The organism is Candidatus Nitrotoga sp. 1052 (assembly GCF_927312905.1).
Classification (GTDB): Bacteria; Pseudomonadota; Gammaproteobacteria; order Burkholderiales; family Gallionellaceae; genus Nitrotoga.
Genome location: NZ_CAKMHQ010000006.1, coordinates 1 through 19202, shown reverse-complemented (window position 1 = coordinate 19202; position 19202 = coordinate 1). Strand labels below are relative to the sequence as shown.

At 50.3% G+C, this 19202-nt stretch carries 20 protein-coding genes; 5 read left to right on the top strand and 15 right to left on the bottom strand.

The window, feature by feature from the left end; all coding sequences use genetic code 11:
- Positions 1–67 precede the first annotated feature (67 nt).
- The 3 genes from gmhB to glyQ are packed head-to-tail and all read right to left on the bottom strand — an operon-like array spanning position 68 to position 3581.
- The gene (gmhB, locus tag MJ768_RS00670; protein WP_239287314.1) at positions 68–598 is read right to left on the bottom strand and encodes a D-glycero-beta-D-manno-heptose 1,7-bisphosphate 7-phosphatase; all 531 of its coding nucleotides are present in this window, start codon (positions 596–598) and stop codon (positions 68–70) included.
- A 14-nt stretch (positions 599–612) separates the two neighbouring features.
- Positions 613–2685, bottom strand: a complete 2073-nt coding sequence (glyS, locus tag MJ768_RS00665; protein ID WP_239287312.1) for a glycine--tRNA ligase subunit beta — start codon at positions 2683–2685, stop codon at positions 613–615.
- On the bottom strand, positions 2685–3581 hold the full coding sequence (gene glyQ / locus MJ768_RS00660) for a glycine--tRNA ligase subunit alpha (protein WP_239287310.1): 897 nt from the start codon (positions 3579–3581) through the stop codon (positions 2685–2687). Before glyQ ends, glyS begins: the two co-directional genes overlap by 1 nt.
- A 21-nt stretch (positions 3582–3602) precedes the next feature.
- Between glyQ and MJ768_RS00655 the strand changes: the two genes are divergently transcribed.
- The gene (locus MJ768_RS00655; RefSeq protein WP_239287308.1) at positions 3603–3848 is read left to right on the top strand and encodes a hypothetical protein; all 246 of its coding nucleotides are present in this window, start codon (positions 3603–3605) and stop codon (positions 3846–3848) included.
- Here the strand turns inward: MJ768_RS00655 and sucD are convergent, their stop codons facing one another.
- The 8 genes from sucD to MJ768_RS00615 form a co-directional block, all read right to left on the bottom strand.
- Positions 3849–4721 (bottom strand): succinate--CoA ligase subunit alpha, encoded by an 873-nt coding sequence (sucD, locus tag MJ768_RS00650; protein ID WP_239287306.1) that lies wholly within the window; start codon positions 4719–4721, stop codon positions 3849–3851. It lies immediately after the preceding gene.
- On the bottom strand, positions 4718–5920 hold the full coding sequence (gene sucC, locus MJ768_RS00645) for an ADP-forming succinate--CoA ligase subunit beta (protein WP_239287304.1): 1203 nt from the start codon (positions 5918–5920) through the stop codon (positions 4718–4720). The genes sucD and sucC overlap by 4 nt, the downstream gene beginning before the upstream one ends.
- Positions 5921–5930: 10 nt before the next feature.
- The gene (locus MJ768_RS00640) at positions 5931–6905 is read right to left on the bottom strand and encodes an HpcH/HpaI aldolase/citrate lyase family protein (RefSeq protein ID WP_239287302.1); all 975 of its coding nucleotides are present in this window, start codon (positions 6903–6905) and stop codon (positions 5931–5933) included.
- Between the two features lie 373 nt (positions 6906–7278).
- Positions 7279–7980 carry a glycine-rich domain-containing protein gene (locus MJ768_RS15100; RefSeq protein ID WP_256449808.1) on the bottom strand — a complete coding sequence of 234 codons (702 nt, stop codon included), beginning with the start codon at positions 7978–7980 and terminating at the stop codon, positions 7279–7281.
- A 533-nt stretch (positions 7981–8513) separates the two neighbouring features.
- Complete coding sequence (locus MJ768_RS00630) at positions 8514–9218, bottom strand: DsbA family protein (protein WP_239287300.1); 705 nt, start codon at positions 9216–9218, stop codon at positions 8514–8516.
- A gap of 152 nt (positions 9219–9370) precedes the next feature.
- The gene (locus MJ768_RS00625) at positions 9371–10057 is read right to left on the bottom strand and encodes a hypothetical protein (RefSeq protein WP_239287298.1); all 687 of its coding nucleotides are present in this window, start codon (positions 10055–10057) and stop codon (positions 9371–9373) included.
- A 396-nt stretch (positions 10058–10453) separates the two neighbouring features.
- Entirely contained in the window at positions 10454–11236 is a 783-nt protein-coding gene (locus MJ768_RS00620) for a class I SAM-dependent methyltransferase (RefSeq protein ID WP_239287296.1), read from the bottom strand.
- Positions 11237–11383: 147 nt separating this feature from the next.
- On the bottom strand, positions 11384–12151 hold the full coding sequence (locus MJ768_RS00615) for a class I SAM-dependent methyltransferase (RefSeq protein ID WP_239287294.1): 768 nt from the start codon (positions 12149–12151) through the stop codon (positions 11384–11386).
- A gap of 231 nt (positions 12152–12382) precedes the next feature.
- On the opposite strand from MJ768_RS00615, the gene MJ768_RS00610 reads away from it, so the two are divergent.
- From MJ768_RS00610 to MJ768_RS00595, 4 genes are all read left to right on the top strand, one after another.
- Complete coding sequence (locus tag MJ768_RS00610; RefSeq protein ID WP_239287292.1) at positions 12383–12862, top strand: C40 family peptidase; 480 nt, start codon at positions 12383–12385, stop codon at positions 12860–12862.
- Positions 12863–12996: 134 nt separating this feature from the next.
- Positions 12997–14025 carry a Fe(3+) ABC transporter substrate-binding protein gene (locus tag MJ768_RS00605; RefSeq protein WP_445082949.1) on the top strand — a complete coding sequence of 343 codons (1029 nt, stop codon included), beginning with the start codon at positions 12997–12999 and terminating at the stop codon, positions 14023–14025.
- 8 nt (positions 14026–14033) lie between these two features.
- Complete coding sequence (locus MJ768_RS00600; protein WP_445082948.1) at positions 14034–15680, top strand: ABC transporter permease; 1647 nt, start codon at positions 14034–14036, stop codon at positions 15678–15680.
- A gap of 161 nt (positions 15681–15841) precedes the next feature.
- The gene (locus MJ768_RS00595; RefSeq protein ID WP_239287290.1) at positions 15842–16924 is read left to right on the top strand and encodes an ABC transporter ATP-binding protein; all 1083 of its coding nucleotides are present in this window, start codon (positions 15842–15844) and stop codon (positions 16922–16924) included.
- Positions 16925–17002: 78 nt separating this feature from the next.
- Here MJ768_RS00595 and fur read toward each other — a convergent pair whose 3' ends face one another.
- The 4 genes from fur to MJ768_RS00575 form a co-directional block, all read right to left on the bottom strand.
- Positions 17003–17428 (bottom strand): ferric iron uptake transcriptional regulator, encoded by a 426-nt coding sequence (gene fur / locus MJ768_RS00590; protein WP_239287288.1) that lies wholly within the window; start codon positions 17426–17428, stop codon positions 17003–17005.
- 302 nt (positions 17429–17730) lie between these two features.
- Entirely contained in the window at positions 17731–18147 is a 417-nt protein-coding gene (locus MJ768_RS00585; protein WP_239287286.1) for an ExbD/TolR family protein, read from the bottom strand.
- On the bottom strand, positions 18147–18875 hold the full coding sequence (locus tag MJ768_RS00580) for a MotA/TolQ/ExbB proton channel family protein (protein WP_239287284.1): 729 nt from the start codon (positions 18873–18875) through the stop codon (positions 18147–18149). The genes MJ768_RS00585 and MJ768_RS00580 overlap by 1 nt, the downstream gene beginning before the upstream one ends.
- 13 nt (positions 18876–18888) lie before the next feature.
- On the bottom strand, positions 18889–19202 hold a 314-nt coding region (locus MJ768_RS00575), incomplete at its 5' end, for an energy transducer TonB (protein ID WP_239287282.1).

Genomic DNA, 19202 nt, shown 5'->3' with positions numbered 1-19202 from the left:
AAATTTTAAAAATATCGTCGTTCCCGCGCAGGCGAGAATGGAAAATTCAGATTATTTAGAGATGCCATTAAATCAGGGTGGAAACGACTGCTGCCAGATCACGATAAATCAGAGTGCCTTCCGGCAAACCACCCTTGGCCTGGGTCTTCGCGCCCTTGCCGGTAAGCACCAATATCGGCTGTGCGCCCATCTTGGCTGCGGCTTCCAGATCGCGTAACGCATCGCCTACCATAGGCACGCCCTTCAAGCTCACGTTATAGCGCATGGCGATTGTTTCCAGCATGCCGGTTTTAGGTTTGCGGCAAGAGCAGTTGGCTTCCGCCGCATGGGGACAATAAAATATTGCATCAATGCGCCCGGCTGCCTGCGCCACCGTCTTGTGCATCTTATCGTGAATGGCATTCAGTGTGAGCATATCGAACAGATCGCGTCCGATACCTGATTGATTGGTCGCCACCACCACGCGATAGTCCGCCTGCACCAGGCGAGCAATCGCTTCGAGACTGCCGGGTAGAGGCTTCCATTCATTCGGGTGCTTGATGAACTGAGGGGAGCCGTAATTGATAACGCCGTCGCGGTCCAGGATGATGAGCTTCATTAGTGCCCCCATTTTCAGGCTGCCAGTCTGGAGATGTCAGCGACCTGATTCATCAGGTCACCCAGTCGCTTCAGCAAGGCCAGACGATTATTCCGCACAGCAGGATCTTCTGCCATCACCATCACCTTGTCGAAAAATTCATCTACTACTGTGCGCGCCGAGGCCAGCAAAGTGAGCACAGCGGTGTAATCCTGTTTCTGCATTCCGGCTTCCACCTGCGGTGCAAGGCGTTGCACGACTTCGTACAGGCTGCGCTCCGCATTTTCCTGCAATAGCCCAACCTGAATTTCGGCTTCTACCGTGGCGGTTTTCTTCAGAATATTTTGAATGCGTTTGTTGGCGGCCGCCAATGCCGCTGCTTCCGGCAGTTTGCGAAAGGCACATACTGCATCCAGACGCGGTATCACGAGATCGATACGCGTCGGGTTTTGACACACAACCGCTTCAATTTCATCGGGAGAAAAGTCGCGCTCGCGCAAATAACCGCGCAGTCGCTCAAGCATAAAGCCATGCACATCAGCCACGACACTGTTGCTCAATTTTCCAGGGGTGAAACTATCCTTGCTCAATTGCAATAGTGTATCTAGCGGCAACGCCAGCTGGGTCTCGATTAGAATGCGCAACACTCCCAGCGCGTGGCGGCGTAATCCAAATGGATCCTTGTCGCCAGTGGGAACCAGACCGATGCCGTATATGCCAACCAGCGTATCCAGTTTATCAGCCAGAGCCACCGCACACGCCACCGCGCCCTGCGGCAATGTGTCACCGGCAAAGCGCGGGTGATAGTGCGCCGCAATAGCATTTGCCACTACCTGATTCTCGCCGTCATGCAGCGCATAATAGCGTCCCATAATGCCTTGCAGTTCCGGAAACTCGCCGACCATATCGGTGGTCAAATCTGCCTTGGCTAGACGTGCCGCCAGTTCAGCCACCGATTTTTCAGCGTTAAGCTGGTGCGCGATGGCGCCGGCCAGGATGGTTATGCGCTCGACGCGCTGCAACTGTGTGCCCAGCTTGTTGTGATAGACCACGTTGCCCAGCCGGGCGACTCGCGATTCCAGCGTCTGTTTGCGATCCTGGTTGAAGAAGAAGCGCGCATCGGCCAGGCGAGGGCGCACCACTCGTTGATTGCCATCGATAATGTGCTTGGGATTGTCCACCTGCATGTTGGAAACAATCAGAAATTTATTGAGCAGCTTGCCGTTGTTATCCAGTAATGGAAAATATTTCTGGTTCTGCTGCATGGTGAGTATCAGGCATTCCTGCGGCACTTCAAGGTATTCTTTCTCGAACTCGCCAACATAAACTACCGGCCATTCCACCAGCGCCGTGACTTCATCCAGCAGGCCATCGGATGGATTAATGCGCGCATTGAGTGCGTGCGCCTTGGCTTTGAGATGTTCATCAATTCTGGTGCGGCGCTTTTCAAAAGAGGCGATAACCTTGCCGTGCGTCAACAATGCTTCTTCATAGCTATTTGCGCATACGACTGAGATTTCACCTGTGTGCAGGAAGCGATGTCCGCTTGTTAACCGTCCACTCTGTAGTCCCAATATCTCGCCGGGCACTATGCGATCCCCATGCAGCATAATCAAACCATGCACGGGACGCACAAACTGGTGGTCGGAGTCGCCCCAACGCATCAGTTTGGGGACGGGCAGTTTCTTCAAAGCTTGAGTTATGATGTCGGCCAAATAGACATCCAGGAGCTGACCTTTTTTCTCTAACCGTGCGACGAAATATTCCGTCTTGTCGTCATTATTACGTTGCAATTGTTCAAACGTCACGCCTGCACCGCGCATGAAACCTTCCAGCGCTTTGCTGGGTTTTCCTTCGGCATCCACCCCGGCAGCTACTGCGGGGCCTTTGCGTTCTATCACACGATCAGCCTGCTGTGATTCTACATTTGTAATTGTCAGGGCCAGCCGACGCGGAGTAGCGAAAGGCGTGCAAATGCTATCTTCGCCCGCCAGTTCCTGCCCGCGCAGTTCAGTAAATACTTCGTTGGCGAAAACAGTGGAAAGACGCTCCAGCGCCTTGGGCGGCAGCTCTTCGGTAAGCAGCTCAATCAATAAAGTCTGTTTCATTATTTTGTCCCCCCGGCCTTGCACATCGGGAAGCCAAGTGCCTCGCGCGAGTCGTAATAAGCCTGCGCCACCAGTCTGGACAAGGTTCGCACGCGACCTATGTAAGCAGCGCGTTCGGTCACCGAAATAGCACCGCGCGCATCCAGCATATTGAAACTATGCGAGCACTTCATCACCATCTCGAATCCGGGCAATACCAGCTCGGCGGCGATCAAGCGCTTGGCTTCGGCTTCATATTCATTAAAGTGCCGGAACAGCATCTCGACGTTGGAGTGCTCGAAGTTGTATTTGGATTGTTCCACCTCGTTCTGGTGGTATATGTCGCCGTACGTCACTACGCTGTCGCCGTTTTTGGCCCAAACCAGGTCATATACGTTCTCCACGTCCTGCAAATACATCGCCAGACGCTCCAGTCCATAAGTGATTTCGCCCAGTACCGGGCGGCAGGGCAGCGAGCCAACTTCCTGAAAATAGGTGAACTGCGTCACCTCCATGCCATCCAGCCACACTTCCCAGCCCAAACCCCATGCGCCCAGCGTGGGCGATTCCCAATCGTCTTCCACAAAGCGGATATCGTGCTCGCCGGTATTAATGCCCAGCGCGCGCAGACTATCGAGATAGAGTTCCTGGATGTTGTCGGGCGAAGGCTTGAGCACGACCTGATACTGGTAGTAATGCTGTAAGCGGTTCGGGTTTTCGCCGTAGCGCCCGTCTTTGGGGCGACGTGAAGGCTGCACATAAGCGGCGCGCCAAGGCTCCGGTCCGATCGCACGTAAAAAGGTGGCGGTGTGAAAAGTGCCTGCGCCCATTTCGATATCGTAGGGTTGCAACAGAGCGCAACCCTGTTTGTCCCAGAATTGCTGTAGCGTCAGGATGATTTGCTGAAATGTGAGCATGTGACAAAACCGGCGTGATTTGTGAAAGGCGCTATTTTATTCCAATTTCAATTCGATAGTGGAACAAGGCGGGAACGAGCGAACAATGTGGAAAACATTGTTTGTTTAAGGAAGATCAATAACGACTGGCTAAGTGATGCCCGTGTCGAAATCCAGCCATTCAAAAATGAGTCGGCTTCGATCCACTGGATTCCCGCCTGTCCAAACCTAAGCCTGACTTCAGCTCATCGAAAGGCGGGAATAACGACAATTTTTGAAGTGCTTTGATTACGATTTTATAGCCCGTAATACCGTAGCCCCTATGTCGGCTGGATTACGTACAACGAACATACCCAGCGCTTCTATCGTGTCAATTTTAGCGGTTGCGGTATCGGACTCACTGCTGATAATCGCGCCGGCATGCCCCATGCGGCGCCCAGGAGGGGCCGATAAGCCTGCGACATAGCAGATTAGCGGTTTGCGCATGTTTTTCTTTGCCCAGCGGGCCGCATCGACTTCCTGCGGACCTCCGATCTCGCCGATCATGAGTACCGCATCGGTATCTGGATCATCTTCAAATGCCTTTAATACAGTCGCGAAGTCAGTTCCATTTACTGGGTCACCTCCGATACCGATAGATGATGATTGGCCGAGGCCGAGCTCGCTCATCTGGGCAACAGCTTCATAGTTTAGTGTGCCGGAGCGTGAAACAATTCCGATTCTTCCCGGGGTATAGATATGTGAAGGCATGATGCCAACCTTGCCCACGCCTGGCGTAATAATGCCGGGTGTATTCGGGCCGATGATAATTGAGTCGGTTCCCAACCGGTAGCGCTCCACACGCACCATATCCTGAACAGGTATGCCATCCGCGATGACCACAATCGTTTTGATCCCCGCATCGATCGCTTCCATGATCGCATCGGCGGCAAAGGGAGGCGGAGCGAAAATACCGGAAACGTCTGCGCCTGTTTCCCGCACTGCTTCCTCAACGGTATCAAATACAGGCAAACCCAAGTGTTGCGTTCCGCCCTTGCCTGGAGTCACGCCACCGGTCACTCTAGTACCAATTTTCATCGCTTCTTCGGCGTGAAAGGTGGCGTGTTGCCCGGTAAACCCCTGAAAGATCACACACGAATCTTTATTTAATAACACACTCATGAGTGTTCCTTTTTTAGCGGTACCACTTTATTTACAATATTGTTTACTTCAGTTACCGCTTTTGCGGCAGCATCATTGAGATTGCTGGCGATAATAAACGGGAATTTGGAAGCGCTGAGAATAGCCCGTCCTTCTTCAACATTTGTACCCGCCAGCCGCACGATGATCGGTATTTGTATATTCTGGTCACGCATGGCTTGAATAATTCCGGTGGCGATCCAGTCACAGCGATTGATCCCGGCAAAAATATTAATGAGGATAATTTTAACGGCGGGGTCCTGCAACACGATGTGAAAAGCATTGGCAACTTTTTCCGGTGTGGCGCCGCCCCCTACATCCAGGAAATTAGCCGGCCTTCCGCCATGCAGAGTAATCGCATCCATGGTTGCCATTGCCAGGCCTGCACCATTGACGATGCAACCAACATCACCGTCCAGTGCAATGTAATTCAAGCCATGTCCGGTAGCTTCAACCTCCTTTGGATCCTCTTCGTCAAAATCCCGAAGTTCGGAAATTGTCGGTCTGCGGTACAGTGCATTGTCATCAAAAGACATTTTTGCATCCAGTGCCAACAGCTGGCCATTGTCCACAATAGCCAGCGGATTGATTTCAGCCATGATGGCATCATTGTCCCGCATACAGCGATAAAGGCCCTTCATGACCTTTACTGCTTGCGGCAGTAATGCTCCTTTCAGGCCGACCTTATAGGCAACCTTACGGCATTGAAAATCGAGCAGGCCCACTGCTGGATCAATGATTTCCCGGATGATTCTTTCCGGTGTTTGCTTTGCAACCACCTCTATTTCCACACCCCCTTCAGCGGAGGCAACCAACGTGATTCGCCGCGTAGCACGATCAATAATCAGTCCAACGTAATACTCGCGCACAATAGTGCTCGCTTGTTCAACAAGTACACGACGGACAAGCCTGCCTTCAGCCCCAGTTTGATGTGTAACCAGAAGGCTGCCAATTATTTCATCGGCGATTACTCTTACTTCATCAATGCTATTGCCTATCCGGACACCACCCGCTTTGCCACGGCCCCCGGAGTGAATCTGGGCCTTGACAACCCAACGCGATCCGCCTATTTCTTCCGCAACAGTGGCCGCTTGTGCGTCGTTGTGAACAACGCGCCCCGGTGGTACGGGAACGCCATAGTGTTTGAGCAAATCTTTAGTTTGATATTCATGAATATTCATAGCATATTACTCACTTAAGTCCAGGCTTGGCCGCCTGTATCTGATCTGCCTTGGCAACCAAAACCTGCGCCTGTCTGATGGATGCCGCATCGATAAGGCGACCATTAAGCGAAACCGCCCCCTTGCCTTCGCGCGCGGCTTGTTCCATGTTTTCCAGAATACTTCTGGCACGGCTAACTTCTGCCTCGCTGGGTGTGAAAACTTCGTTGGCTAACGCAATTTGTGACGGATGGATGGCCCATTTTCCTTCAACTCCCAGTGCGGCCACACCGCTCGCAACCGCCATAAAACCTTCCGGATCGTTAAAGTCGCCAAATGGTCCGTCAATCGGTCTCAGACCATAAGCGCGACAAGCAACTACCAATCTTGATAGCGCGTAATGCCATTGATCGCCCCAATGACGCGTCCGCTTTCCAGCTTCATCGGGGTCGGTAAGCATGGCGTAATTAGGATTAGCGCCGCCCATATTGGTCGTGCGTGCCTGTGTAGACGCTGCGTAATCGGCCACACCAAATACCATCGCCTCCATACGGGACGGACATGCTTGAGCGATTTGTTCGATATTCGCCATGCCGAGTGCTGTCTCAATAAGCACATGGATATTGACCGGCTTGAACTTCTTCGCCGCCTCGATTTGTTCCATCAAAGTTGCGACAAAATAGACATCGTCCGGCCTATTAACTTTGGGGATCAGAATGGTATCGAGCTTATCTCCGGCAGCTTCCATTACATCTACGATATCGCGGTAGCACCAATGCGTATCGAGCCCGTTGATTCGCACAGAAACAGAACATGCAGACCAGTCCATATCATTTAATGCCGCTATGACGTTTTTGCGCGCCTGTTCTTTATCATCAGGAGCAACCGCGTCTTCCAAATCCAGAAAGACCACATCAGCACCTGCTGTTGGCGCTTTTTCAAGCATACGTAGATTACTGCCCGGAACGGCCAATTCGCTACGATGAAGTCGAGTTTTAACTGCCACTATATTTTCCCCTTGATTTGTATATTTATTTATTGAGGTGATGCAACACCATGTAATCGGTATGGTTTTTTTGGATGCAAACTATATCACGATGTTAGCTCATCTTCATATATTGACCATTCATGTACGTCAAGATAACCTCTGCCATATCAACGCAATCCATCTGGCCAGAAGATTGAACGCTAAACGGGCTTTCAAGCACTCTTCCTCCTGGCAGGACTTCAATCGAGGGTAATTCAAAAAGATATATTTTCTATTAGGCCCGACTTGCAATCAGGGGCCGGGCTCATCCAACAAACGGTTCAGATTGTGGCTTCGCTTCGCTCGTATGATCTAACCTTATTCGTTAGGCCTTGCGTTCGGGCGGTGACGCCTAATCTCCACCGCCGCACCCACCTCCTCCGCAGCCGTCACTTCCACCTCCGTCTGCCGCGCTTCCGTCGTGCCCGCCATCGGCAAAGCCGTCCGTTCCGCCGTCGTAGGAACTACTTGAGAAGTCTCCTCCGCAGTATGGGGAGGAACCATCGCTTGTCACTCTTTCGCGCCGTACCCCGGTGCAATCTGGCACGTACGAGAAGCCACCTGCAATGCCGAGCTTTGCATCCAACGCGAATAGAAGCGGAAGCCTGGTAGGCGCGCGAGGATTAATGTTCTCCTCTCGACAGGCAAACCACCAGCATCGGCGCAATCCTTGGTTCTTCAATCGGTTGTTACTTAGCACTACCGCAGGCGTGTGATGTAGAAAACAGCCGAATGCCTTCCCACAGAATCTCTCATAGTTCTTTGTGTAGAGAATGAACTCGTGCCATAGGTCATCCACGACCTGTGAGGGCATGGACACGAACTTTCGACCGCTCTTAAGATGCGCGATGAAAAACTGTCTAAGTCCGTGCGCAACGAGTTGGCAGTCCTTGACGCTCAGATGAGGGTGCCGCTCCCTCAGTTTCTCGAACAGGCCCCTGGGAAGCTCCGCGTACCGAATGAAGGCCTCGCGACGCAACACGATGTGTCTTACCCAAAGCGCCACAGTCACGCCCACTAAAACTAATGCGGCTACGGCCAGAAGAGGATGCATTTGCGAGGCCTAACGAGACTGAAAAAAACCCTGTTTTCAACGAAAACAGATATCGTAACTTGTTGATTTTTCATAAGGCGATTTTCTAAATTTTGAGTTTTTCTACAGCGTCAACGTTTGACATGAGGGGGGCACAAAGGGTGCAGCCTTTTGGGCATCCCCTCGATGGAAGGGTTGAACGAAACCGCTATTGCGGAGAAATGCCCCTCAGCAGCCAGCATAAATAACTTAATTCATCCTCACCCCGAAAAGGATTTTTTTTGTACTTTACCATGAGGATGAATCGTAATGACATCAGAATTTCCAGCGCATTTTGCGTGCAATTATCAATATCTGCTCAATCGTTTTAAGTTGCATGGGATGTAGCCAAAAACCATCGCACTATATTCACACGGCGTACGTCGAACTTGGGAATATTTTGATTATCGGATTGATGGTTTGACCAGGCTATAGTTGACCGATTATTTCGTACATATCGTCAATTTGCTATCCTGGAACTCGCTCAAACATGACCTGTACGGGCTGAAGTTTTATTACGCCCAAGTATTAAATAAACCCTGTCCGGGCGCAGATTTGGTCAACGTTGCTTCCCGGATAATGCGGTTTATTTCATCCCCCATTGTCCGGTGATTCAGATAGTCGATGGGAATGGGAAAGATGGCATTATTGTGCTCAAACCGCAGAGATGGATAGGAATAAGCATCGAGCTGCCGGGATTGGCGAATCTCATGTTGCAGACCATCATCTATTTCCGGACTGATCAAATCCCTGCCAAATACTGCCACATCCAGTCCAATCTCTTGCGCACATCCTTTCAGCGTTTCCGGCAAGGATGGATTCAATGCTTTTTGATAATAGGCCCTATGAATGGCTTGCACCATTTCCGGTTCCGCATGTTGCTTTCTGGCTGCCAGAACGGCGCGGCAAGCCGGATAGGTTGAGCGGATGGGCGTATTATGTGACCAGAAATCATAATTAAACGATACGCCGGGCACTACCTGCTCAATCCGCTGCCAGATATGCTGAATTGTATGCCGCATACTTAGCGGCATGGGTTCAGTCGTATCGGGCGCCAGTCCACCTGCTAAATAAACAATCGCAATATCCCCAGGCAATTCGGCTTGAAGTGCGGCCCAGCTCCGACTAAATGCATAGCACCAACTACACATCGGGTCGTGAATATAAATAAGACGGGTTATGTGGGAAGCGGTGCTACCTGATTGGATAATTTTACCCATTGCTTGAGTAGAAGCCTTGCGGCTTGATATGCGCTGACAAAAATAAGTTTACCAGGTTCAATAGGTAGTGAAGAGAGCAAGCTCTCATCGGGCTTATACAACAAACGGTTCCGATTGTGGCTCGCTTCGCGATCACAATCTAACCTGACTCGTTAGCGATCATGTTCGGTTAGAGCCTTGATAACGACTTTATGTTCTGATAAATGCTGAGCCGCAAGGCCATTCGCAAACTCTGGTTGACGAACAGCAGCAGCAAAACGGTGCAAACTTTCACGGTAAGCATAGAGCACCGAAGTGGCCAAGTATGAAACTGTCGAAAACAGATTAGAAAGATCATCAGGGCCTATGTCAGTCCGAATTTTCCGTTCGTCATACAAGCCACGAAGTTTCCTGAAAATCTTTGGATCAACATCCGATAGTGATGAGACTTCAAGGTTATGAGCGAATTCATTCCGAACTTGGCGAACTAGATCAGCCGCACGGGTTAGATGCGATGGGATAATTTCGAACGAATCAAGAAGTTTAATTTTTGTCGAAAACGTAAAGTTGCCTGCACCGTCGAGAAGGCGACTGTACTTTGGAAGAAGAATCGCAAGAAGGAGATCAATATACGTCTCGCACACCATTGCGGACACCAAGACCATAGAGCGATCATCGCCAGCATCGTGAACCTTTTTCAACAATTTCGATGCATCGTCTTCCTCAAGTAAACTCCTGTTGAATGGATGCGAGAAGATTGTTTTTCCCTCTTCGCCATGAAAATACATATCCATGATTTCGCTCAACATGACCATAATAATCGCTAAAGTAATATAGAAAACATTTTCATAAGCAAACAATGCTCCCCATATCGGCAAGCATTGTCAAGCATCACTAACTCCCCACTATCTTTCATTACCTTATTAGCCGCTTGTTTGGCTGGATATTAATTTTAGGTCAGCCTGACATTCTGTGGATGGAAGCTCAAGCTGATTCTCAGGGCTCTCTCAAATAACTCGATTGGTTACGTGCCGAAATTAGGGTGCGCAATTACAGAGTTACAGTATTCGCACTGAAGAAACGTATGTGGATTGGGCGCGGCGATTTATTTTGTATCACGAGAAAAATAAAGGGATCAAGTCTTGACATCGCAGCTGTCATCCGGCGAGAGCCTGTTCTCGACTCTACTGAGATTGTGGGGTGCACCATCGCGCTATCTGTCGCACCATCCAAGGCAATGGACGTTTGCCTATCCATCAAGGTTTGACGAAGCGAAATGCGAATTTGTCTGTCGGTATTTCCATATCGAAATAAGCTTGATTGCGAGGGTCGGACGGGTTGCGAAGAAAGTTGCTTTCTTGTTCAAGTCGGAAACCGGCTTTTTGAATCTCATCCAAAACGATAGCCTGGTCCATGCGATGGAGCGTCTTTGCCGTTGTAATATCAGTGCCCGTCTTGGCGGAGTGGTCGATCACGATGAGGTGTCCGCCAGACTTCAATGCTTTGAATAATCGTTGGTTCAACCTGGCGCGACGGGCAACCGACATGTAGGTGCTATTGTGATAATTCATGATGTTGGTAATCAAATCTAGTTTGGGCGCAGCATCGGGTATGGGGTCTTCGAAAGGGCGTATCACCGGCACAATGTTCGACTGGGGGTGATCGGCCAATCGTTTGATGAATGCTGGCCGTTGATTGTCTCCTTGCGCCCATACCGTTCCGGTGCTTCCAACAATCAGCGCAAGCAGTTGTGTCGTGTATCCATTGCCAGTTGCGAGATCCAAAACCCGCATACCTGGCCGTACTTGGGCGAACTGCAGGAACTCAACCGGTTTGCGTGTAGCATCAGCACGCTTATCTTCATTAGTTCGAATGGGGCTGCTAATAGCCTGTTGGTAAAAGTTGGATAGTGTTTGCGAGTTGTTTAATTCAGGCGCGGCGTATCCGTTTATCCCCCATGCCAATTCTCCGAATATAAAGCCAAAGATAGCGATCAGCATCAGTACCCATCGGCCACCCAAGCAGTATTGTGTAATCACAAAAAAATCTTTTCAAAAATATCAAGGCGTAGGATATTTTTTAGCAGGACAGTCAGCTCATTTATTTGGAGCTTGCCTACAGACACAAAGGAGTGCTAACGTCCAAAATGTATTAGGTAAGCGTCCATGGCAATGGATGCCTCTCCATCAAGGCTTGATGAAACGCAAGGCAAATCTGTCTGTCGGAATTTTCATCTTGAAGAAAGCTTGGTCACGAGGGTCGGACGAGTTGTGCAGGAAGCTGCTTTCTTCTTCGAGCTGGAAACCTGCTTTCAGAAATTCTTCACCAACGACCTTTTCGTCAATACGGTGAAGCGACTTTGCAGCTGAAACCCCGCTGCCCGGCTTTGCTGAGTGATCAATTACAACGAGATGTCCACCAGATTTCAATGCATCAAACAGTCGTTTGTTTAGTTTGGCACGGTCAACGGGTTTATAGGCGATATCATGGTAGCTCAGGATGATGGTAATCAAGTCCAGCTTGGGTATATCACTGGGTATAGGGTCTTCGAAAGAGCTTATTACCGGAACGATGTTCGACTGGGGATGATCAGCCAATCGTTTGACGAGTGCTGGCCGTTGTTGGTCACCTTGCGCCCATACGGTCCCCTTGCTTCCAACAACCAGCGCGAGTAGCTGCGAGGTGTTTCCCCCGCCAGCTGCAATATCCAGTACCTGCATACCCGGTCGCACTTGGGCGAACTGCAGGAACTCTAGTGGTTTGCGCGTTGCATCAGCACGCCTGTCTTCATCGGTCCGTATTGGGCTGCTAACCGCCTGTTGGTAAACCTCGTTTACAGCTTGCAAATTATCCCATTGAGGCGCGGTATGCCCGTTAACTCCCCATGCCAAACCAAAGCTGGCAATTAACGTCGGAAGCCATCGTCCAGTTACATAGTATTTTGTTGTTAACATAAAAATTCCTTTCAAGAGTGTTGTTAAGTTGTGACGGTACCGTACTTAACTTTTCCGTCTAATTTTTCATTTAATATGCAAACCCAAACTTAGTAAAAGTGTAATTTATTATACGGTGACACTGGCTAACCGTTTCAAGTTAAAATGCGTTGCTTTAAGTCAATTTCGAATTATTACCTATATTTCTCTTTCGTTTGCATGCGCTTAATAATAATACTATTGGTTAATTTGTTGCTTGTCACGTGCCATACCGCTTGGGCGGATGACGTTGTCAAGAACGATGCGCCTATCCTTGCTACAGCTGACGATGGCTTGCGTGCTGAATTACTGCTCTACGCCATGAGTTTGATTGGAACGGGTTATAAATTAGGCGGGCAGTCTTTCGATACCGGCATGGATTGCAGCGGCTTCGTACGCCACGTCTACAGCATAGCTACTGGAATACTGCTACCCCATAATGCACTAGCCATTAGTCGGGCTAGTATGAAAATTCATCGGGCTGAACTTCAGCTTGGCGATCTGGTTTTTTTTAACACCATGAAGCGCACATTTTCCCACGTCGGCATCTATCTGGGCGACAACCGGTTTGTCCACGCATCCAGCAGCAAATCCGATAGTGTGATGGTCTCCGACATGGGTGAGCGATATTGGGCGAAACGCTTTAATGGCGCGCGTCGCGTCCTTCAGTCTGTAGCTCGAGATGGCAGTTGAGGCTTTTCAAGAATAACAAGTAACAAGGAGTATGTTTTTATCGCGTTTGATAATTATTATCATTTATGGTTAACTAGCGCTTACTCGGTTTTCTTTTTTTAATTCGTCTAACTGATACTTTGGAGTTTATAAAAATGGACAAACGCCTGTCGTTTTTACATCGCCTTTCCGGCATTCTTGCCGCCACTTCCATGCTAACGGTGGCAATGACTGCTTACGCCGCCAATGAAATTGTGGTTTATTCGGAGCGTAACGAACAGCTCATCAAGCCGCTATTCGACGCCTATACCAAGGAAACCGGCACCACCATCAAGTTCCTCACTGACAAGGCAGGGCCATTGCTACAAAAGCTAAAAGCGGAGGGAGCCAATACTCCCGCCGACATGCTGATTACGGTAGACGCCGGTAATCTGTGGCAAGCAACCAATCTGGGGCTGTTGCAGCCAGTGCAATCCAAGACGCTGTTAGATAATGTTCCCGCCCATTTGCGTGACCCGGCTAACCAGTGGTTCGGTTTGTCGGCGCGTGCCCGCACCATCATTTACAACAAGGATAAAGTGAAACCAGTTGCTCTTTCTACCTACGAAGATTTGGGTAATCCAAAGTGGAAAGGGCGCTTATGTTTGCGCACTTCGAAGACGGTGTATAACCAATCGTTGGTGGCGATGATGATTCAGGAATATGGTGAGCCTAAAACTGAACAGATCATGAAATCCTGGGTGGCTAACCTCGCCACCCCTCCTATATCCGACGATACCCGGGCGATGGACGCAGTGGCTGCCGGGCAGTGCGATGTAACGGTGGTCAACACTTATTATTTCGGCGGCCTGATGAAGAAAAAACCTAACCTCCCCCTTGCGATTTTCTGGCCTAATCAGGATATGAAAGGTAGTGGGGTGCATGTGAATATTTCCGGCGCAGGCATCACTCGCCATGCTAAACATCAAGCGGAGGCGGTCAAGTTCCTTGAGTGGCTGTCCTCAGAAAAAGCGCAGAATCTGTTTGCTGATGTAAACATGGAATATCCGGTCAATCCCAAGGTGAAGCCTGACGCCACGGTTGCGGCCTGGGGCGAATTCAAGCAAAACCCCATTAACGTGGTTAAAGCAGGCGAATTGCAAGCCGCTGCAGTAAAATTAATGGATCGTGCTAATTATAAATAAGTAGCTAAATGCAGCGATTACCTACAGCTATTTCAAAAGCGCCCACAGCGGGCGCTTTTATTTTTAAGTTCCGCTTACCCAGCGGTTGGGTTCTAGCGGCACTGCTGATTGCTATGCTCACCTTGGTTCCAGTTGCTGTGGTGCTTAGTTCATTGATAACGCCCGAACGGGAAATCTGGACGCATCTGGTTGAATACCAACTGCCGCAATTGCTAACCAATACTTTCTGGCTGGTATTGGGGGTGGGATTGGGTGTGGCGATAATTGGGGTTTCCCTAGCGTGGCTCACGGCTGTATGTGAGTTTCCAGGACGCAGGCAGTTTTCTTGGGCACTATTATTGCCGCTGGCGATTCCCGCCTATGTGACGGCATTTGTCGCTATCGGGTTGCTTGATTTTACCGGGCCGGTACAAACCTTGGCGCGAGAATGGTGGGGGCCAATTGAGTTCCCGCCGATTCGATCGAGCGGCGGCGTCATCGCGGTGATGACATTGGCGCTCTATCCCTATGTTTATCTGATTGCTAGAAATGCCTTCCTCACTCAAGGTAAGCACGCGCTGGAGGTAGCGCAGTCCCTTGGATTGTCGCCCACCGTCGGGTTTTTTCGGGTGGCCCTGCCGATGGCGCGGCCTTGGATCGTGGGCGGTGTGATGTTGGCCCTGATGGAAACTTTGGCGGATTTTGGTACCGTGGCGGTATTCAATTACGATACGTTCACCACTGCTATCTATAAAGCGTGGTTCTCGCTGTTTTCGCTTCAAGCTGCTTCGCAACTAGCTTCACTGCTGATTGTGTTCGTGTTGGTGGTGTTGTTGGCAGAGCAGCAGACCCGCACACGCATGCACTATACTCAGACTGGCAAACACAGCGTTCAGGCTCGCATCCTGCTTACGGGCGCTCGGGCTTGGCTGGCTGCCGGTTTTTGCCTGGCAGTGCTGGCACTTGGATTTATCATACCTGTCACTCAGTTACTGCTGTGGGCGTCAGAAGTAGTGGAGCAAGATTTAGATGCACGCTACCTGGATTTTTTCTGGCATTCGTTGGCGTTGGCCTCTTTTGCTGCGCTATTGGCAGGAGCAGTTGCCTTATTATTGAGCTATAGCGCGCGCCAGCATCCCGGTTTGCTGTTACGCATGACGGCACGCATCGCCACAATTGGTTACGCGCTACCGGGGGCGGTGCTGGCGGTGGGGGTTTTTATTCCGGTGGCGTGGCTGGATAATCAATTCGTGGCTGCGGGCTGGGTACAGTCGCCGCTGTTGCAAGGTTCTTTGATGGTAATGCTTCTGGCATATCTAGTCCGCTTTCTGGCGGTGGCCCACAGTCCGATAGAAAGTCAAATGCATCGCATTACCCGTAGCGTGGATGAGGCTGCGCGTAGCCTAGGCGTGTCTGGTGTCAGCTTAATCGCCCGGGTGCATTTGCCGATGTTGCGTGGCGGCCTTTTAACGGCGGCGGCGCTGGTATTTGTGGACGTGATGAAGGAAATGCCGATTACTTTGATGACTCGACCGTTTGGATGGGATACTCTGGCAGTGAGGGTGTTCGAGATGACTTCGGGAGGCGAGTGGAACCGCGCTGCATTACCCGCTGTGGCGCTGGTACTGGCTGGGCTGGCACCAGTGGTTGTGCTGACCAGATATCGCTCAAAATAGCTCCGGTGTGCCGGGTTCTGGTTTGAACCAAGGCAGGACAACCTTGTTTCTCATAAAAAAAGTTAGAGGAAGTTTTAACATTCGGGATCCGTTGGAGAGGATTCTGAATTTACGGCTATGTGGTTGAATAAATAATAAGAGAAAACTGAAGCCTGCTAATCATGCTACTTGAACTTAAACACGTCAGCCAGTCATACGCTGCACGCAGAGTGCTGCGCGACCTCTCCTTTGTGCTTAATACTGGCGACATCGGCTGCCTGCTTGGCCCCTCAGGGTGCGGCAAGACCACCGTGCTCCGCGCTATCGCCGGATTCGAGCCCATTACTGGTGGTGAAATTGTGCTTAACGGTGAGCGAGTGAGCGCACCCGGTTTTATTGTTCCTGCAGAGAAACGTCGAATCGGCATGGTATTTCAAGACTATGCTCTGTTTCCGCATCTGAATGTAGCCGCCAACGTGGGCTTTGGCTTGCATGGGCAATCCCGCACCGAACGCAATAAGCGTGTGGAAGAGTTGTTGCAAACAGTAGGCCTGGGAGGGAGTGGCCAAGCTTATCCGCATGAACTTTCTGGTGGCCAGCAGCAGCGCGTGGCACTGGCTCGCGCGCTAGCGCCTTGCCCGAACCTATTGTTGATGGACGAGCCGTTTTCCAATCTGGATGTTGAGCTGCGCGAACGGCTTTCGCTAGAGGTGCGCGATATACTCAAGCAGCAGGGCGCTACCGCTATTATCGTCACTCACGATCAGCATGAAGCATTCGCCATGGGCGACATGATAGGGGTAATGCATGATGGCGAGATTCAGCAGTGGGACAAAGCCTACAATTTGTACCATCTGCCCAAGAACCGCTTCGTTGCGGATTTTGTTGGTCAAGGCGTTTTGCTGCCGGGGAAGGTACTTGACGCTAACCAGGTTGAAATCGAGCTGGGTACGCTATATAGCAAAACTCCTGGTGCTTGCTCTCCGGTAGGCTGTAATGAGGGCAGCAATAAGGGGAGCGAGGTGGAGGTGTTGCTACGTCCGGATGATATTATCCATGACGACGCGAGTCCCCTGCTCGCCCAAGTTGAGCACAAGGCGTTTCGCGGTGCGGATATTCTTTATACCTTACGCCTGCCTGGCGGCAACCGCGTGCTTTCCTTGGTGCCGAGCCACCATAACCATGCCATCGGTGAGTGGATCGGGATTCGTTTGGAGGTGGATCATGTGGTGGCTTTTCCAAAAATTAAAAATGCCGCGTCATGAAGCACAGGCTTGTTCTTGTATTTAGGTGGGCACCGGCTTTTATCAGCCAAAAATATACTTTTCGCCCTCGAGTTGTGTTTATGTCTTGTATGGACAATTGACTTTAGTACAGTCAGCGTAAAGGTAAAGCGCATGGTCACGGATCGTGAAACCAAGTTCATCGGCAATTTTTATTTGGCGTTTTTCGATTGCGGAGTCGTGGAATTCTTCAACCCGACCACATTGCAGACATATTAAATGGTCATGGTGCCCACCTTTATTAAGCTCGAACACCGCTTTGCCAGTTTCAAAGTGATGACGGACAAGTAGTCCTGCTTGCTCGAATTGTGTAAGTACACGATATACCGTTGCCAGGCCGACATCGAGCCCCTCTCCGATAAGCATTTTATAAACATCTTCGGCGCTTAAGTGCCGTACCTCGGCATTTTCGAAAAGGTTGAGGATTTTTAGGCGCGGCAGCGTAGTCTTGAGGCCGACAGTCTTGAGGTGGTTTGGCGTAATCATTAGGTTATCCTTTAAATTTTTTTGATTGAGCTTCGTTCTTTAAAACCGCCATTGTATAAATATTTTGCCATTAATAGCCGCATCATGCCAGAAATGGCTGCCTACCCTGGCTTCACGCGACCATTGACCCATGCCTCCCCAGCGGTATCGAGCTTTTCTCGCACAAAGAGTACCTGTTTGGCGCTCAATATCATTTTTAGGGATTTGTACTGAACTCCATGCTCAGCCTTGATGAGGTTAAAACGATGCGAGACTGCTATTAGCTCGGTACGTGCGCTCCCACATGGATTATTATCGCCCGGTTACTTGTTTTTCGGATCAGTTATGAATCCGATTTTACTTAAACCGCCAGACTGTGCGGCAGCCATTATCTCTACAATTTTTTCGTATTGAGTAGTACGTTCGGCGCGTATATGCAGTTCAGGCTGCGGTGTCTTTTTCGAAGCCTCAGCGATACGGGTATTCATTTGCGCCGCATCGATTATTTCGTTATTCCAATACATAAGGCCTTGCGCATCAATCGACAGGTTAATGTTCTCCGGTTTTATTTCATCGCGCTGATTGGTTGCGCGCGGCAAATCAATTTTTACGCTATGGTTTATCACCGGAATTGTGATTATAAAGATGATTAACAGTACCAGCATTACATCGACTAACGGCGTGGTATTAATTTCAGGGTTAAAGTCGTCGTCCGTTTCGGACAGGGAGCCCATTGCCATTATGCACTCCTGACGGCGGCAATTTTGGCGCCATTATCGCCGACAATTTCGGTACTGCTGGAACGGGCGCCGGTGATGAACAGCGCGTGTAAATCGAACCCGAATTTATTCAGTTTTGCAATAATTGATTTATTGCTTCTGACTAAAGCGTTATAGCCAAATGTGGCCGGAATCGCTACCGCTAAGCCTAGCGCTGTCATGATCAATGCTTCGCCTACTGGTCCAGCGACCTTGTCGATACTAGCTTGTCCCGAAGTGCCGATCGACACCAGAGCATGATAAATACCCCACACCGTGCCGAGCAGGCCGACAAATGGCGCGGTCGAACCGACCGACGCCAATACAGCCATACCGGTTTGCAGCTTGCCGGAAGTATCATCTATCGCTTGCCGCAATGACAGCGTAACCCAATCGCTGACTAATAGCTGATCGTGCAAATGACCTTTGTGCGCAGCATGATGGCGCATTGCAATCACACCTGCCTGTGCGATATCGGAAAATGGATTGTTGGTGCCAAGCGTGGCAACACCTTCAGCCAAGTTAGTGGTATCCCAGAATGCGTGACCGGCAGCATGTGACGCACGACGATAGCTCAATAGTTGCAGCGCTTTAGTGACAATCACGTACCAGGATGCGATCGACATAACGACAAGTAGCACAGTGACGCCTTTGGTGATTAAATCGCCTTGAATCCATAAACTATCTAGTCCATAAGGAGTTGCTTGCATGGTGATTCCTTCTTTAATTGTCCAAATGAAAAGTAATAGGCACGATGGCATAAACGGTGGTTGCTCTGCCATCTTCGATATGCGGCTTGAACATTGCACGCAGGACTGCTTGCCGTGCTGCTTCGTCAAGTCGAGGCGAGCCCGATGTTTTTTGTACATCGACCCGGGTCGGGTGGCCATTTTCATTCACTAATACGCGAAGGGTAACACGCCCTTCTTCACCCATGCGTCTGGCGAGGGGTGGATATTCCGGTTCAGGTGCGTGGAGATACTCCACACCGGTTGAAACAGTCTTGGGTTGAGAGGGCGGGGGCAGGGGCGCAGACG

Coding starts and splice junctions, on each gene's coding strand:
- glyQ (WP_239287310.1), bottom strand. CDS start 3,581: ATGCTCACATTTCAGCAAATCATCCTGACGCTACAGCAATTCTGGGAC.
- sucC (WP_239287304.1), bottom strand. CDS start 5,920: ATGAATATTCATGAATATCAAACTAAAGATTTGCTCAAACACTATGGC.
- MJ768_RS00580 (WP_239287284.1), bottom strand. CDS start 18,875: ATGCAAGCAACTCCTTATGGACTAGATAGTTTATGGATTCAAGGCGAT.
- MJ768_RS00615 (WP_239287294.1), bottom strand. CDS start 12,151: ATGTTAACAACAAAATACTATGTAACTGGACGATGGCTTCCGACGTTA.
- fur (WP_239287288.1), bottom strand. CDS start 17,428: ATGATTACGCCAAACCACCTCAAGACTGTCGGCCTCAAGACTACGCTG.
- MJ768_RS00605 (WP_445082949.1), top strand. CDS start 12,997: ATGGACAAACGCCTGTCGTTTTTACATCGCCTTTCCGGCATTCTTGCC.
- MJ768_RS00585 (WP_239287286.1), bottom strand. CDS start 18,147: ATGGCAATGGGCTCCCTGTCCGAAACGGACGACGACTTTAACCCTGAA.
- gmhB (WP_239287314.1), bottom strand. CDS start 598: ATGAAGCTCATCATCCTGGACCGCGACGGCGTTATCAATTACGGCTCC.
- glyS (WP_239287312.1), bottom strand. CDS start 2,685: ATGAAACAGACTTTATTGATTGAGCTGCTTACCGAAGAGCTGCCGCCC.
- MJ768_RS15100 (WP_256449808.1), bottom strand. CDS start 7,980: ATGCATCCTCTTCTGGCCGTAGCCGCATTAGTTTTAGTGGGCGTGACT.
- sucD (WP_239287306.1), bottom strand. CDS start 4,721: ATGAGTGTGTTATTAAATAAAGATTCGTGTGTGATCTTTCAGGGGTTT.
- MJ768_RS00595 (WP_239287290.1), top strand. CDS start 15,842: ATGCTACTTGAACTTAAACACGTCAGCCAGTCATACGCTGCACGCAGA.
- MJ768_RS00600 (WP_445082948.1), top strand. CDS start 14,034: ATGCAGCGATTACCTACAGCTATTTCAAAAGCGCCCACAGCGGGCGCT.
- MJ768_RS00630 (WP_239287300.1), bottom strand. CDS start 9,218: ATGGGTAAAATTATCCAATCAGGTAGCACCGCTTCCCACATAACCCGT.